General features: G+C 56.3%; 12 protein-coding genes. 7 read left to right on the top strand and 5 right to left on the bottom strand.

All coding sequences use genetic code 11. The features are described 5' to 3' along the window. Positions 1 to 45: 45 nt before the first annotated feature. On the top strand, positions 46 to 978 hold the full coding sequence (gene thyX / locus AC1DCP_RS16515; protein WP_476774460.1) for an FAD-dependent thymidylate synthase: 933 nt from the start codon (positions 46 to 48) through the stop codon (positions 976 to 978). A gap of 3 nt (positions 979 to 981) precedes the next feature. On the opposite strand, the gene AC1DCP_RS16510 is transcribed toward thyX, so the two are convergent. From AC1DCP_RS16510 to AC1DCP_RS16495, 4 genes are read right to left on the bottom strand one after another with little or no spacing between them, the layout of a single operon-like run. Next, on the bottom strand, positions 982 to 1,923 hold the full coding sequence (locus AC1DCP_RS16510; RefSeq protein ID WP_476774459.1) for a hypothetical protein: 942 nt from the start codon (positions 1,921 to 1,923) through the stop codon (positions 982 to 984). After that, positions 1,913 to 3,763, bottom strand: coding sequence for an ORC-CDC6 family AAA ATPase (locus AC1DCP_RS16505; protein WP_476774458.1), 1,851 nt, complete (start codon positions 3,761 to 3,763; stop codon positions 1,913 to 1,915). Before AC1DCP_RS16505 ends, AC1DCP_RS16510 begins: the two co-directional genes overlap by 11 nt. After that, a complete protein-coding gene (locus tag AC1DCP_RS16500) occupies positions 3,760 to 4,827 on the bottom strand; it encodes an HD domain-containing protein (protein WP_476774457.1) in 1,068 nt (355 codons plus the stop codon). Before AC1DCP_RS16500 ends, AC1DCP_RS16505 begins: the two co-directional genes overlap by 4 nt. 1 nt (position 4,828) lies before the next feature. Continuing rightward, on the bottom strand, positions 4,829 to 6,130 hold the full coding sequence (locus AC1DCP_RS16495; RefSeq protein WP_476774456.1) for a DNA cytosine methyltransferase: 1,302 nt from the start codon (positions 6,128 to 6,130) through the stop codon (positions 4,829 to 4,831). Between the two features lie 32 nt (positions 6,131 to 6,162). Between AC1DCP_RS16495 and AC1DCP_RS16490 the strand changes: the two genes are divergently transcribed. The 6 genes from AC1DCP_RS16490 (at position 6,163) to AC1DCP_RS16465 (ending at position 11,721) form a co-directional block, all read left to right on the top strand. Then, positions 6,163 to 7,056: a pPIWI-associating nuclease domain-containing protein gene (locus AC1DCP_RS16490; protein WP_476774455.1), complete on the top strand. Its 894-nt coding sequence runs from the start codon at positions 6,163 to 6,165 to the stop codon at positions 7,054 to 7,056. Between the two features lie 283 nt (positions 7,057 to 7,339). Next, entirely contained in the window at positions 7,340 to 7,756 is a 417-nt protein-coding gene (locus AC1DCP_RS16485; RefSeq protein WP_476774454.1) for a very short patch repair endonuclease, read from the top strand. Between the two features lie 146 nt (positions 7,757 to 7,902). Then, positions 7,903 to 8,862: a DNA cytosine methyltransferase gene (locus AC1DCP_RS16480; protein WP_476774453.1), complete on the top strand. Its 960-nt coding sequence runs from the start codon at positions 7,903 to 7,905 to the stop codon at positions 8,860 to 8,862. Between the two features lie 2 nt (positions 8,863 to 8,864). Then, complete coding sequence (locus AC1DCP_RS16475) at positions 8,865 to 9,728, top strand: NgoMIV family type II restriction endonuclease (RefSeq protein ID WP_476774510.1); 864 nt, start codon at positions 8,865 to 8,867, stop codon at positions 9,726 to 9,728. 87 nt (positions 9,729 to 9,815) lie between these two features. Beyond that, positions 9,816 to 10,688: a NaeI family type II restriction endonuclease gene (locus AC1DCP_RS16470; protein WP_476774452.1), complete on the top strand. Its 873-nt coding sequence runs from the start codon at positions 9,816 to 9,818 to the stop codon at positions 10,686 to 10,688. A gap of 199 nt (positions 10,689 to 10,887) precedes the next feature. Beyond that, complete coding sequence (locus AC1DCP_RS16465) at positions 10,888 to 11,721, top strand: hypothetical protein (protein WP_476774451.1); 834 nt, start codon at positions 10,888 to 10,890, stop codon at positions 11,719 to 11,721. Between the two features lie 198 nt (positions 11,722 to 11,919). On the opposite strand, the gene traA is transcribed toward AC1DCP_RS16465, so the two are convergent. Next, positions 11,920 to 15,669 (bottom strand): Ti-type conjugative transfer relaxase TraA, encoded by a 3,750-nt coding sequence (traA, locus tag AC1DCP_RS16460; protein ID WP_476774450.1) that lies wholly within the window; start codon positions 15,667 to 15,669, stop codon positions 11,920 to 11,922. Positions 15,670 to 15,753: the final 84 nt, after the last annotated feature.

Below are 15,753 nucleotides of genomic sequence, written 5' to 3'. Positions count from 1 at the left end.
TATATATATCAAACTTTGCATTGCGAGCTTCCGTGGAGACCAATTTTGACCAGACTGACGACAGAGCAAGATGCTGAGATCCAAGCATTGAGATCGACCCCTGCCGCAACCCTCCGCCCGATTTCGGCCGGACTCGAGGAGGTTCTCCATACCGCGTTTCCAGTTTTGGACCATGGGCTGATCAGAGTGGTCGACTACATGGGGGACGACAGCGCAATCGTCCAGGCCGCGCGGGTTTCCTACGGGAGAGGTACCAAGCGTGTCCAAGAAGATCGCGGCCTTATCAACTATCTCATGCGGCACTATCACACCACGCCGTTCGAAATGGCCGAAATCAAATTCCACGTGAAGCTGCCGATTTTTGTCGCGCGACAATGGATCCGCCATCGCACGGCGAGCGTGAATGAATACTCGGCCCGTTACTCCGTGCTGGACAATGAGTTCTATATTCCCGAGCCGCAACATCTCGCGGCGCAATCCAGTTCGAACAGGCAAGGTCGAGGTGCGGTACTGGAGGGCGACGAAGCTGCCGAAGTACTTTCACTTCTGCGGAGAGACGCCGAAAACGCTTACTCCGGCTACACGACGATGTTGAATGAGCAGGAAAGACCAGACCATGAGGGTGCGCGCGCCGGATTGGCCCGGGAACTGGCGCGGATGAACCTGTCGCTAAATTTCTACACTCAGTGGTACTGGAAGACCAACCTTCACAATCTGATGAATTTTCTGCGCCTGAGAGCAGACAAGCACGCCCAGTATGAGATTAGGGCCTATGCTGATATCATGTTGGACATCATGGCCGCCTGGGTTCCGCTCGCGCACGCCGCTTTCCTAGAGCATCGAATGGATGCTGTTCAGTTGTCTGGCAGTGCAGTGAAGCTGGTCCGTCGACTAATCGCCGGCGAGGTGGTGACCCAGGTTGACAGCGGCCTTAGCCCGCGAGAATGGCAGGAGTTGAGCGCCGCCCTTGGCTTGTGAGGATCACCGACGTTGGCTGAACAATTCAGTCAGCGAAAGAATGTAAGTCTTCGTGCCGACTGTCGAATAGGCCTCTTCGTTGTAGGCGCCGACCTCTGCGTAACAAACCTGCACGTCGGTCTTGCGTTGGGCAAAAAGCCCGACGCCGATCGTCGAAAGTTTCGTGTGAAGCGGGGCTACGACGACATTCGATTTTACCGCCGAAGGTATCGCAGCTCCGAGTTCGTCCGCGACCATTAAAGGATTGCGCGCAGAAAATTCGAACGTGTGCTCAATGTTCGAGTAGTTCGATGCTAGTTCCTTAAAGAAGGCGTCGTTCTTCTCGGATAGCTCGTCGCTGATCGATTCAGACTTCCGCCCTCTCCCCAAGACAAGATATCTCGGTTCGTAAGCTTCGATGATCGCACGAGCCCTGGGGATTTCGAATCCCATCAGAACTACCAGCGTCGTGGGCCGCCTTGGCCAGATCTCGCCAGCGTAGCCTACGACTGACCGGCATTGGGTTACTTTGCCGGAAAGAGGGTCGGCCATCTTTCCCGCAGCGACGTATACTAGCCGGCAATTCCGGCGTTTTGAGCTGTCGATGCTGCGGAGAACCTGCAGCAGCATCAAAAGTTCTTCGCGCCGAAATGCTGTGACATCGATGATCGCATCGACCAAACTTACAGAGTTCAAGGCGTCATGGATGTTCATGGCCGTGCCGAGCGGATCGTCTGTGCACAACTCGACAACAGTGAGCGCAGGATGGCGTCTAGTAACGGCCTCCACACGGCGCTGTGCAAGGTCGCTGCGTCCCTTCGAGACGAAAAGTATGCCGCGACGGCACATTCCCGGCGTAGCAGCTTCGGACACGATAGCAGAGCGTTCCTCGAAGCTCAGTCGCGCTATCAGTGGCGCTGGCTTCGTCCATATCGAGGTGCTGATCTCGGTCGTGTCAATTATCATGGCCGCCCCCGTCCAAATCTAGGCTGAACTGCTTGATGGCCGAGCCATCCTGCTTCAGGCGCACCTTTACGAAGTCGGACGGGCTGCGCATCGCGAGTTCAAGGTCGTTTGACATGACGGAGAGATGCGCGGCGTATCCCGATATATCCAGTTTGTAATGGGGACCCAGCCGGCGTGCGAGAATGAACCTGGGGCGCCGCCCCCCTAGAGCTTCCTTTGCCGCATAGTCCGACCTTTGCAGGTAGCCGAGACGCACTCCGAGGTTCAGCACCCGTTCCAATTCCGGCTTGGGGCGATCGCGTAAGATCACCGAGAACACCCTCTGTTCCCGGGCGTTCTCGTCCAGCAACTTACCTCGAAATAGCCTTCCCAAGCCCTCTATCAGGTTGCCGAGCTTTTCATACAGAACGGTTTCATGGCCGTCGGCATGCAGGCTTTCGATCCCTTCGCTGAGATCCTTCTGCGTATCTGATATTTCGGACGACTGTCTCGTCAGCGGCTCAAGGAATTCCGCAGACCATTCCCTGATGACGGTGTCCTGGACAGGGACCGGAATGACGGTCACCTTTCCTTTCCCTTCGGCGCTTTCGCTGATGACTTGGTCGTACATCCGGCTGGCCGGTTCGAGGAACCAACGCACTACGCCTGACGAGAGGTCTACCAGCGATCGAAATCCGGAATAGCTAAAAGTGTGGGAGGACTTGGACGAACCCGAAATCTCCCGCATGAGGCGAGGCACGGCGTAGCGCCGCGTTTCATCGCGAACTCTCGCAGCGCCTATCTGACCGTCCGACTCTGCATTCGCTTTCGCATGTTCTTCGATTATCTCGGCGGAAATCGCCTTCAGGCGTTTCTCCTGCTCCAGGTCGACCGGAAAGAAATCGTCAACCGTGGCTTCTATCCCTGCGTTTATAAGGCGCTTTGCAATGATCTCTCTAAGGCGCCCGCTATATGTGTCGAGAGCCGACGTGTAGACAGCCGTCAGATTGACTTCAGAGTAGTCATGCGGACTTTCAATGATACGATTGTCGAGTGTGCGCATCGTTGCGTACGCAAGCTGGGTGGTTACCTTCAGGCATATGTCGCCGGTGCTTCGCGTCGACACCCACGAATTCAAAACTCTCTGAAGAGGAATCGGCAAGTTGTCGGCGTCGTCCAGCATTACAAAAAGGGGGACGTTCGGCAACCCATCCATCTTCTTGATCTCGCGCGCGAGCGGCACGAGCATATCGAGGAAGCCAGCGAGCGCACCGGGATAGTCCGGCTCGGTCATTTTGAACGGCTGACGAACCAGGTACTGGCGCACTTCGAAGATGTCCCGCTCGCAGATCGCGGCGACGTAGTCGAACGGCGAGATATCCTCAGAGTTGGAAATCGCCGTCTCTTGTGCGATGGTCCCGCCCGCGATCTTGAACAGGATCTCGAACCTGTCTCGGAACGCGAGCGTGGATGTCTCCGATATTTCGACGTTGAAGTTGCTCAAGAGCTGAGCGACCCTTAGCACGATGTGCATCACCAGAAGATGCTCGCCGATGGCGTTGACAGTATAGCCCTTGTACCGGTCGAATTCGGGCGCGCCGAAGTCCGCGGTCCGAAGAGGGACGTGAACAGCAAGAAACGGAAGCTCTTTTAGTTGTGACGCCTCTTGCTTGAGGATCATCACCTTGGGTTCCAGGCTTCGCAAGAGCATGCTTTTTCCGGTCCCGCGCGCGCCATGTACGAACGTGTTGCTGTGCTCCTTAAGCCGAGGAAAGTCAGTCCAGACTTCGACGAAGTTTCGCGCGATGTACTCAGCATCGACATGCTCTGGATTTTGAACTCCGAACGGATTTCTGCTCACGACGCTTGCTCCTTCTGGACCGTAAGGCAATGTTCGTCAAGCAACTTGCGTCCATCAAATCGCGGCTCAAGATCCTTTACACTTTTCGTCATTCCGGGATAGCCCGCTTCTTCGAGATCGACCGCGACGTTGTCAATCTCCCTGTGGTTATCGAGGATCAGGAGGTTCGCCCTCAACCTGTCGTAGCCTGCAACCCCGACCAGGAAGCGGTTGCAGTATCTTCTCTCGCTTTCACACTTTTCAAGGCGGGAGGCGATGTAGTCGATGAACATGACGTCCTCGACGCCGCCCTTGCCGTTCGGAACCTTGAAGATCCGTGGCAAAAGCTCAGTCTCGACGTCGTAGGTCAGGGTGATCGACTTTCCAGCGTGGTCGATACTCGTATTGATCGCCTTGCAGTAAAGGTTCGCAAGCATCGACAATGCTGGCGTGTCTTCGGTCTCGATTGCTACCTCGTCAGCGCGGTTGAAATTCTCGCTTAGTTCATCAGCCAACCGCAGAAGCGCGGCAAGAAGACGAGCGCGCACTGTGACTTTGCCGATGTTTGGTTTGGGATGGCCGATCAGCTCGGTGATCGTATCCTTGTTCCCATTGCCCACGACGCCGCCGTGCGATTGGGCGATGGAGGCGATGATGCGGTGCTCGAGCTGGCTTAGATTGGCAGCGGCACCAACCTCGCGCAGAATCTGTCCGGCCTGCTGCTCGTGTCCGACCCTCGCTATCGCGTTCCCTGCGTCGTGCAGAAGGATCGCCACCAAGAGCACAAACACCTMGTATGGTTCCAGTAACTTGGCCGCGGCCGCAGGGTCCGTGTCGAAGCCAAGCATGCGTCCGGCGGTGTCGATCACATCGTCCACGTGGCCGATATCGTGCTTGGTGTATCGATCACCCTGCTGCGCGAGTGCGGAAGCCGTCACCGAATAGTACTTTTCCGCGAGGCGCTGTTTTATCGCGACGTAGTTTTCGTAGTACTTACCGCTTCGAAGTGGAAACTTGGACGTCGACTGGGCGCACTTCTGCAGCCGCTTTTCCAGTTCGGAGTCGAGTGAGATTTGTACGGGCATACTATCGCCCTCCTATCTGGCTGGAAATAGCCACGACGCAATCGAAAACGGCTTTAGCGAGGATCGGAGGCACGGCGTTTCCTACTTGCTGCTGCTGGAAGCCGATGGAACCGCAGAAGCGGTAGCGATCCGGGAAGCTCTGGATCCGGGCGGCCTCGCGGACGGAAAGGCCCCTGTCCTGTGTCGGGTGGATTAGCATGCTCTTGCGAAAGTTTCCGATTACAACAGATGGCGCGTTCTGAACGAGGCGCTTGTATATTCCAGAATGGTAGCGGCGGCGGTCGGTCACCGGGTCGCGCATCATGCCGGGGATGTTCTGCCAATTGCCGCCCTGGGGTATGTGGCGATAGCGGGCGACGATCAAATCGGCATTCCGACTGACCAGATGGCCGGTGCACAGCTCCAGATCTGCGCGTAATGTCCTGGCGTAGTCTGACAGCGGCGCCTGCCTGTACGTCAGGACATCCTCCATGGCCCCATTGACCAGTTCGGGGAGATCGCCGATAGCTTCCCATAATGTCGGGGGCGTGGAGGAAGCGGCAGGCGTCGGAAGGTGTGGCGTGGCGTTCAAAGACCCGATGAGAATGTAGCGGGACCGCTTCTGCGGGCATCCGAAGTCAGCTGCATTAAGCACTCCGAACGCGATGTTGTATCCCATCCCAGCAAGTTCCTCCCGAAAGGATTCGGCGAAGCGTCCACCGTCCGTTTGAAGAATGCCCGCAACGTTTTCGAACACCACCCATTCTGGCTTGACCGCGCCGACCACGCGTAAAAACTCCCGGAACAGCCAATTTTTTGGGTTACCGGCATGACGAGTGCGCTGGTTTGACGTTGAAAATCCCTGGCATGGTGGACCGCCGAACAAAACAACGGGTTTGTCGCGATGACCAAGGTCTATGGATTCGACCTTCGTGATGTCGGTCGCGATCATGGTCGTACTGGGATGGTTAGTCTGGTAAGTTAGGCACGCCGAAGGATGGTTTTCAACGGCCGCTCTTACGTCGATGCCAGAAAGAGTGGCGCCGAGCGTCAGGCCGCCTCCGCCGGCAAACAAATCTATTCCGATCATCCCCTCGAACGTCTCTGTCGATGCGCCATTAAAACAACTAATTCTTGTGGAACTTCTTTTTTCACGTTCTAACTGGCTGGTATAGGTTTCGTCAATTGGCGAAAGCCACGATAGATAAGTATCGCTGAACTTCGGCCCTCTGGCCCGAACTTCTTCGTATAAAGCTATGAAGGAGCAACACGATAGTGGAGCGAGCGTGGCTAAAATCGCGATTTGCGCATTTTCCAATGGCATGTGGTTAGGAAATTCGCTTTATAGATTGCAATATGAGCGAAGCACAATCACAGCCATCCGAATTGGACGTTCTCAGCGGTTACCTGAACGACATGCTCCTCGATGAGTTCTCCAGGGAAGTCCTCAAAGGCTCGTTGATGGCATACAAGGCGCTCGACAATCCTCTTCGCCTGTCGCAGTTCTCGACAGGAATTCGCGAGTTGATCGGTCATACCCTCTCAACCCTTGCAGCTGACGATGACGTCAAATCCTCCAGTTGGTTCGTGGTGGAGACACTGGACGGCCGGCCGACCCGCCGGCAGCGCGTCAAGTTCGCCATTCAAGGTGGGATGACAGATGCTGCGATCGCAACGCTTCAGGTCGATACCGCGGAGATTGATGTCGACGTTCGAAAGGTCGTCGACGGGCTCAGTAAATATACCCACGTTCGCCCGGATACGCTGAAGGTGGACGCCGACGAGGCAGAAGCTTTTGCCTGCGGAGCCGTTGCCACCTTTCTCGAGTTTTTCGAGATTCTCGGTGACTGCCGCACGAGCCTTCGACGAGCTGTCAAGAATGGCGTCGACGAACACGCTCTCGAAGTTTTCACCCATGATGTCTATAACGAAATAGACATCCTCTCGACCTGCTCGAGCGTCGATGCGGTCCAGATCGAGAAGTTCGAAGTGGTCGCTATCGGCCCAGCTCTCATCACTTACGCGGTTTCCGGCCAGGTCTACGTTGATCTTTCGTATGGATCCAAAAGCGATTTTCGCAACGATATGGGAGCCGAGATCAGTACCGATTTCCCTTTCCGCATGACGACTACGGCACCTGTCGGAAACATAAGCCAATTTGAAAACGCTAACGCCCGGATCGACACATCGAGCTGGTACGGCGAGGACGACGAGGATGAAGATCTCTTTTTCAAGATCATGGACTACTAGCTCTAGGCCAATGGAACCCTCGCCGATTGGCACCTGACGACTACGAGGGCCAAACGGACCTGTTCCAAACCCAGGACTATATCGGTTTCCATGCTTGCGAGAACGGCACCTGCCGCCGTCGAATGATACCGTTTCACCAGCCGATGCGGTAACGTGGGCCGGGCTGCGTTTATGGAGACGATCAGCTCGCTCACAACGGTCACCGTCCAAGCGCACGCACGAAAGTGATGAAATTTCGTCATAGTATGCCGCACCAGCTCTCGGGCGGGTTAGGAGAATTCTCATGGCAGAAACGAGTAAGCAGCGAAGCAGCGTGATGTCTCGCATCCGCTCCAAGAATACGAAGCCAGAATTAGTAGTCAGGAAGCTGCTTCATTCTCTGGGATATCGCTATCGTTTACATAGAAAGGACCTCCCTGGAAAACCCGATATTACCTTTGGGCCGAAGCGAAAAATTGTCGAAGTCCGCGGCTGCTACTGGCATGCTCACCTTCGATATGACCCAACGTGCTGGGAAGCCCGATCAGAAGCCAAATCGAACAAGGCGTATTGGGGTCCGAAGATGGATCGTAACGTCGAGCGAGATCAGAGAAACCTGGCGCTTTTGACGGAGGCGGGCTGGGCCGTTCTCGTTATTTGGGAATGTGAGCTTCGTGACATAGACGCTGTGAGGGATCGGATCGAGCGGTTCCTTCAGTGAAGTAATTCTGTGGATTCTTGCTCTGTTCCCCAGGTTTAGTTTCAGGAAAGCTTATACAAATAACCACACGAATGAGCTGGTTGCGCTCACTCGTGTGGCATGCTATTAGATTTTTGTTCTTGTTTTGTTCTGATGCGGAGGCCCCAATGTCTTTTTCCTCACTTGAGATGTGCGCGGGGGCGGGCGGTCAGGCACGCGGCCTTGAGCTCGCGGGTTTCGAGCATGCCGGCGTCGTGGAAATCGACCGCGACTGCTGTGCGACCCTCAGACTGAACCGCAAGGAATGGACCGTACATGAGGAAGACCTGACGCTGTTCGATGGTACCAATTACAAGGGCATTGATCTCCTTGCTGGCGGTTTGCCGTGCCCTCCGTTTTCCATAGCGGGAAAGCAATTGGGGGACAAAGACGAGCGCAACCTGTTCCCGGCTGCCATCCGCCTCGTAAATGAGACACGCCCCAAAGCGGTGATGATCGAGAATGTTCGGGGCTTCTTGGGCGCGGTTTTTGAGGACTACCGTGGGTTTATCCGCGGTGAATTGAAGAAGCTCGGTTACGAGGCCCACTGGCGTCTGTTCAACGCCAGCGACTACGGTGTGCCGCAGCTCCGCCCGCGCGTGATCATCGTTGCTCTTCGTGACGACATTAAAGACCGTTTTGAATGGCCTGCGCCATCCCCGGCCGATGCTCCAACCGTCGGCGAGACTCTGGTGGACCTGATGGGGGTAAACGGCTGGAAAGGAGCAAAGGCTTGGGGTAAACGGGCGAATGACGTGGCGCCCACTTTGGTTGGGGGAAGTAAGAAGCACGGCGGCCCTGACCTCGGCCCCACACGCGCGAAGAGGGCGTGGGCAACGCTCGGCGTCGATGGGATGGGCATTGCTGACGAGGCACCTTCTCGCGATTTCGTTGGGATGCCGCGTCTAACTGTGCGAATGGCTGCGCGCATTCAAGGCTTCGATGATGCCTGGCATTTTCATGGCAGGAAGACAGCGGCATACCGTCAGGTTGGGAACGCCTTCCCGCCGCCTGTTGCAAAGGCTGTTGCCGAGAAGGTTCGCGACGCGATGGAGGCCCGTTCAGTTTATGGGGCTGTTGCGGTTTGAGCGTGACTACTTCTCAAGCCTATTTCGTGGACGCCCGGAAGGCTTTCCACGCGGCACTGTTCGACAGCAAGATTCTCTATATCGACGGGAACGGCAATCCTTCAATCGCTGACAAGGACTCAAACCAGAGCGTGAAGATTGCAAAAGGAATCATTGGGAGGCTAGGTGACGAAGTAGTTGGGGCTCGAATGGCAGGCCAAATGGCAGGGAGCAAGTTCGAGGAGGTCGTAGGCAAGTACGTTGAGCAGACATTGCCGCGGCTGGGAATTATTAGACCTGGTGCCTTTACCGTAATAAAGGGCAGCCGGCGATTGGCAATCGCCGAAGCAGACCAGTATTCACACTTAGCTTCGCTGAATGACTTGGCTGCCACCAATCCAGAGCTCGCGGTAGCCATAGGGATGGACTACATTATCAAACCTGATGTGATGATCCTGCGCTCGCCGTTGACGGATGAGCAGATCAACGCCTACGAATTTCTCGTCGATGATGATGTGTCGCGACTGACAACGTTGAGGCTGAAGAACAGCGCTCTTCCAATCTTACACGCTAGTATATCCTGTAAATGGACCCTGCGATCGGATCGCGCCCAGAACGCCAGATCAGAAGCTCTCAATCTTGTTAGAAACCGGAAAGGACGCGTCCCTCATATCGTAGTCGTTACGGCCGAACCGACACCAAACCGCCTTGCGTCCCTTGCCTTGGGCACCGGAGATATAGATTGCGTCTATCACATCGCACTGCCTGAGCTTCAGGAGGCGGTTGCTGAGAATTCATTCGAGGATGCGGCCGAAATGTTGAAGACGATGATCCTCGGAAAGCGCATCCGTGATATTTCCGACCTGCCATTCGACCTCGCGACTTGATTGGCCTGGTTGGATTCACGAACCGATTTGATGCAGTAGCGAGAAGGATTAACAGCTCAGAAACCGTGCCGAGCCATATTTGCCGGCATGTCTCAGTTACCGCTCGATTCGACACACGCTGACTTCGCGCTTCTCACTTCCATTGTCACGGCGATAATTCGTCAGGGTGGTGGGTTCGACACGTTTGCTGAGAAGGTGCCCGCTCTTTTCCGGCAAGCTTACGATGAAGTGATCGACGCGCCCCGGACTAACCGCTTCACGCTTGAGGAGACCGAGAAAACAGAAAAGACATATATCGGCACCAAGGTCGAAATACTAATTAGGGACTATCTAAAGCTTCCCAAGGGAAACCTGCTCGATCTAATGGTGAACGGAGTAGAGGTCGACATCAAAAACACGACTGGTCGATCGTGGATGATCCCGACTGAAAGCATCGGACATCCCGCGTTGCTCCTGAGGACGAATGAGAAATCAGCTCGCTGCGATGTGGGTATCGTGGTGTGCCGGCCGGAATACCTGAGCATAAGTACCAACAAGGATTCAAAGCGGCAGATCAGGGCAGAGCACCACCGGTCAATCTGGTGGATTCTACGTGACCATCCATATCCCCCGAATTTCTGGGAAGTACTATCTTCTGCCGATAGAGAGGCGATTATGTCTCCGGCATCCGGTACTGCGAGGCTCGCGAGATTGTTCAAAACGGTGCAGAAAAGACCGATTTCTCGCAACCAAGTTCAAGCTATAGCGCAGCAGCATGACTATATGAAGCGGATCCGCCGGAATGGCGGTGCGCGCGATATACTTGCGGCGGAGGGTATCGCAATTCTCTGGGGCTCCAAGGATCGCGATCTAATCGAACAACTAAATCTTGGCCCAGTGACGCCCGACGAGTTCATTAGTGTAACCCCCGCGAACGAACACGAAGCAGCTATTCTCCGCGCGGCCGGTCACATCGATTGAAATAGAGGGCGAGGTATTTCGAAACCGGCGGTCGGTACCCAAATTGTAGATGGCGACCAACATATCGACGTTATACGAAAAAAATTAATATGCGGCTTATAGTGAGAGCGCTCCAAGAGTGTTCGTAACGGTATCGGATCAATACCGAGCCTGCGGCCACATAGTACTCATTTCTTAGGATTTCTAAAAAACCAGACCAATGAACACTTATGATGCTGATTTTGAAAAACGCTTTGTGGCCAACTTTATAGCTTTTGCTCTGACATTTACTGTCACAGGAGTTGTCGTTTACTTTTTTCGTTCAGTTTTGAGCGTCGCTTGCATCCTAGTCATCGTTCTTGCGGTAATGATCGTGTCTGCGAGCAAACGCAAATTTTCCATCCTGCGTTGGGTGAGCGTAGTATTCGTGGGCGTCTCGTCCACTCTTGGATGCATGTATGCTGTTTGGGGCGGCCTTGCAGACCTGGAGGGGAAGCAGGTATCACCCATTGATGGGGGCACTATCTTTCGCACTGACGAAGGTATCGTGATTAGCGGACCCATCAGTTCCCACAGCCCTATTGAGTGGGCAACGGTTTATGATGGCGATACTCGACATCGGGCACTGCCGGTATTTCTTGATTCACGCGGTGGAGACATCGATGCCGCAAAACTAATTGCGGCCGAAATTGCCAAAAACAATCTGGAAGTGCGCGTCGCAGCCGATGCGAGGTGTCAGTCCGCATGCACGTTGATATTCGCTGCAGGATCGCAACGGCTTGCAGATCCGAAGGCATTTTTCCAGTTTCATAGTTCGCGGTATATGATCTCCGCCCCCCATCTGCCCTCTATAAATATCCTTAAACAGGATGACCGGGATCAGTTCGAAGGGCTAAGAGCATTTCCCGACTTACTGAAGAACCTCGGTAGGCGTGGCGCGTGGCGGACCAACGAGGGGGTGTCAGGAAGTGCGCAGAAGCTTCACGACGACCAAGATGCGACATTCCTTACGCTTCGGGAAATGCCAGAAACACCTTCGCGGGATACAAAATGAAGACGAAGTCTCAGGAAAGGTMGACAATTCTGCTTTGGTGCCGCACCTGACGTCTACTCGAGCCAAATTCCAGAATTTGGAGGTCCCTACCCAATTTAGGCACCGTGTCCATGGTTCGTTACCGGTCAAGAGCGTCGGACTGGCAAGCTAAGCCATCACGGGAATTCGATCAGGCAAGAAGTTATGAGGATTGGCCCACTATCGACTCAGTCCAAGCCCTTGAGACCGGTTAAGCTGCCGTCTCAGCGCGTCGTCATGGCTTAGCTCAGCATGGCGTGTACGATGCACCATGCGGGCGATTGTCGTGATCTGCTCGGCCAGCTTTGCGAGCTCGGTCCGTGTCTCGAGTTCTTCGGCGAACCTGCGAGGATCAGAACTACCAAACCGCCGCGTGAGTGCTTCGGCCACCAGCTTGGTCTCACCGAGCGCGGCACGGCCCTCAGGTGACGATCGCAGCTCTTTGATGAACTTGCTCCGCTTCTCGACCGGCATCTTCTCCACCTTGGCAATGATCTCGGCGCTGCGCGGCGTGAGGCCGGGAACCGCGAGGATATCGCGCTGCTCACGCTGCCATTGTTCGCTCTGACGTTCTTCGCCAAGCCGGCGCTCCCATGCCTCGGAGACGTAGCCAATATGGGCAGACAAAGACCTGGCATATTGCAGCGCCTCTTTCCGCTCCTTGTTGTTCCCGAACAGACCCGACTTTCCGCGCAGCTCCCCGAAGCGCTCGGGTTGCTCGGCCATGGCCTTTGCCATGATTTTTCCGTTGCCTTCCTTCTCGGTCATCGCGGGACGCAATCTCGCGGCGACCTCGACCGGGTCGCGGAACACGCGCCGCGCGAGAGATTCCACCGTATCGAATCTCTGGTCGATGACAGACATCGCTCTTTCCCGTGCCACCTCTTCGATGCTGCGGTCGTGACGCGTGATCGCTGGCACCAGCGGAGCTTGCTTACCGGGTTCCATCAGCGATTGTTGGACTACAGTTTCTGTGGGGGCAGGGACGGTGCCGTCTTGCGAGATGAGCTCGGACCACCGGATGCGGCGATATCCTTTGTTGTCCTCAGCCCTGTGCTGATCTTCGCGGTGAACAGGGCCGGCCAGATCGCCGGCACGTTCCTCGTAAACCTGCTGACGTTCTGATGGCCGGTCCTGCTGCTCCCGTTGCAGATGGACCGCACGGGACAAGACCTCTTGACGCTCATCTTTGGCGGAAGCAAGTTCAATCTCGCTTCTCACCCCAAACTCTTGCCCGATCCCTTGGCCGCTTGCGATCCATTGGTCGCTGGCGATCCCGCGCCGCTCGGCAAAGTCGCTGATGTAATCCAGCGTGGCTTCCTTCGCGCCGGAACGCGACAGGCGGTTTGTCAGCTGCTGGTACGCCAACGCGTCACCCTTGACGACACGCCATGCATTGCGCTCGGCCTGCGTGCCGTCCGGAAGCGTGACAGGCGTGGCGCCTTCATGCTGAAGCCCGATCCTGTCCCCGATTGCGGGAGATGCATCTCGCATGGCCCGTTTGAGATCAACACCCCACACCGTGCGCTGATCGCCCTTGTCATTCTCCAGCGTCACAAAATAGTTTTCTCGCGCCTGGCGATGATGCTCGTAGGGCGCAATGCCGTGATCAACCAGCCGGCCCGCATTGGTGAACTCCTTGATGTCCGCATAGAGCTGCACGCCGTCGCGATGCCTGGTCATGGCAACATAGGTCAGATGCCGATCCATGGTGCGGGACGCCAGCACAAAGGCGCGATCGACTGTCGCCCCCTGATTTTTATGGATCGTCGTCGCATAGCCGTGGTCGATCGCCTGATAGCTGTCTGTCGGAATGCTGACACTGTCGCCACCTCGACCATCGAGCCGGGCGATGATCTTGCCCGACTCCACATGCTCGACCGTGCCAAGCATGCCGTTTTTCACTTTGAGGTCGCGGTTGTTTTCGAGGAAGATGATCCGGTCACCGGCGGCGAAGGCGCGTTTGCCGTTATTGGTCTGGAACACGCGTTCTCCAACATCCTCACCACCCACACGGTCCGCACCATTCCCACGCCCCGCACTGGCGCCCAGCCCGGGGCTGCGCTCCAGCCTTTGTCTGTTTTGAAGCTCCGAGCGGATGGCGGCATTGAGGGCTCGCACGTCGGCTCGGCGATGCGCCATGGCAACCCGGGTGCCATCGGCACGCTTCTCACTGTCGGCGACATAATCACGCACAATCTGCGCCATCGCCTCCTCGCGGCTTTCCGCAAAGTGGATGGCGCCGTGATCGCGATAGGCGGCGAGCCCCTCGGCCGTCTTGTGGGTCGCAAAGGCAACCGATGCCTGTCTCTGCCAATCATGGCGCTGGCGGCGAATGCCCGAAAGTTCGACATGGCCAATCTGCTCGGCAATCGCCCTGAAGGGTGCACCGGCTCCGATTGCCTGCAGCTGCTCATGGTCGCCGACAAGAACGATCTTTGCGCCGCGCTCTTCCGCTTCTCCGATGAACCGGGCAAGCTGCCGGCTCCCGACCATGCCGGCCTCGTCAATGACGAACACGTCACCGCGACCGATCAGATCCCGACCATGGTCCCAACTGTAAGACCATGACGCAAGCGTGCGGCTCTCTATGCCGGAACTTTCCTCAAGAGCCTCGGCAGCCTTTCCGGCAAGTGCCGCACCATGGACCTGATAGCCTTGCGCCTCCCACGCCTCGCTAGCGGCTGCCAGCATGGTGGACTTTCCAGCACCGGCAAACCCGACCACAGCGGCGATGCGTTCTGGACCTGTAATATGCGCGATCGCATGACGCTGTTCGTCCGACAATCCCGCTGACGGATCGCTCGCAGCCGACGGTCCGCTGGAGCTTTTGCGAATGGCGTTATCCTTCCTCTCCATGGCTCGATCGACATGGTGAGGATCGACGCCATGGGACTGCGCGTGATGCAACCGGTTCGCCGATCGCGCCATGCCAAGTTCCAGGTCGATCATGTCCTGCGTCGAATAGCGCGCATTGGACACTTCGCCTGTCTCGGCATCGATGCGCTCAGGCTGAAGTTCCACGAGCGCTGGTGATGCCATGACAGATGCAAAGGCGTTCTGGAATGTCTGGGCGTCATTATTGATGTAGCGATGCAAGGTTTTGGCAATGTCGTGGCGATCGAACACGCTCTTCTCATGGCTGATCAGCGTCAGAACCTGTTCGGGTTTTTGGCGGATCAGCTCGGCATTTTGCCGTGCTGCCTCGTCATCCAGCCGCCCGCGCTCGACGGCCATTCCTTGCTGCTGCATCTGCGACGCATGCACGCCCATATGTTCGGTCGGCGATAACTCAAGGCCGCGCTCCGCATGCGAGCGATGATCGATGCGAACATCCAGGCCTTCGCGTTGAAGCTGACGGTTGGCGATGCCTTCCCATGACTGCCGGATATCGCGAAGCTGCATGTCGGTTGTCGCCATGCCATTTGCCAGCAGCCGTGCGTTCTTGTGCTCAAGACAGGTCTTCTCGCCAAGGCCGGCTTTCCCAACCTGTCGCGTCGTCATCAGCACATGCGCATGGTAGTTCCTGATATCACCATGCTCACTTGGCGAATGGATTGCAAAATCCACGGCCGCGCCGTAGCGGTTTGCCAGATCCTGGGCAAAGGCGCGTGCAGCCTTCAGTCGCCCTTCTGGCGAAAGCTCATGCGGAAGCGCGATTTCGAATTCGCGCGCGACGCGGGCATCCTTGCGCTTTTCTGCAAACTCGGCAGCATTCCACAACGTCGAGCGATCCAAAGCCCAGTCGGCAGACACGCCTTGCGGCAGCACGATCTCACTATGCTCCACACCCTCTTTGCGGGTGAAGTCATGCACAAGGCCATCGCGTTGATTGACGAGAAGAACCGCGCAACGGTAGGCGGCAGATGCGACAGCGCTGCGGCCAGATGACCGCGAGACAGGTTTGGTGCTGAGATGATAAATCGCCAAACGAAATCTCCGATACGCAAACGGGGAGACCAAACGCTCAAACGCGCCGCAAGTCGTAAGTGCGCCCTTGTCTGTTTACCGGTG

The organism is Agrobacterium sp. 10T429, assembly GCF_056393925.1.
Note: the sequence above shows the minus strand (reverse complement) of the source record. Positions and strands in the feature narration are given on the sequence as shown.

What these genes read in the sequence shown, in the direction of transcription:
- AC1DCP_RS16510 (WP_476774459.1), bottom strand. Translation starts at nt 1,923, where the DNA reads ATGATAATTGACACGACCGAGATCAGCACCTCGATATGGACGAAGCCA.
- AC1DCP_RS16495 (WP_476774456.1), bottom strand. Translation starts at nt 6,130, where the DNA reads ATGCCATTGGAAAATGCGCAAATCGCGATTTTAGCCACGCTCGCTCCA.
- AC1DCP_RS16490 (WP_476774455.1), top strand. Translation starts at nt 6,163, where the DNA reads ATGAGCGAAGCACAATCACAGCCATCCGAATTGGACGTTCTCAGCGGT.
- AC1DCP_RS16485 (WP_476774454.1), top strand. Translation starts at nt 7,340, where the DNA reads ATGGCAGAAACGAGTAAGCAGCGAAGCAGCGTGATGTCTCGCATCCGC.
- AC1DCP_RS16480 (WP_476774453.1), top strand. Translation starts at nt 7,903, where the DNA reads ATGTCTTTTTCCTCACTTGAGATGTGCGCGGGGGCGGGCGGTCAGGCA.
- AC1DCP_RS16470 (WP_476774452.1), top strand. Translation starts at nt 9,816, where the DNA reads ATGTCTCAGTTACCGCTCGATTCGACACACGCTGACTTCGCGCTTCTC.
- AC1DCP_RS16465 (WP_476774451.1), top strand. Translation starts at nt 10,888, where the DNA reads ATGAACACTTATGATGCTGATTTTGAAAAACGCTTTGTGGCCAACTTT.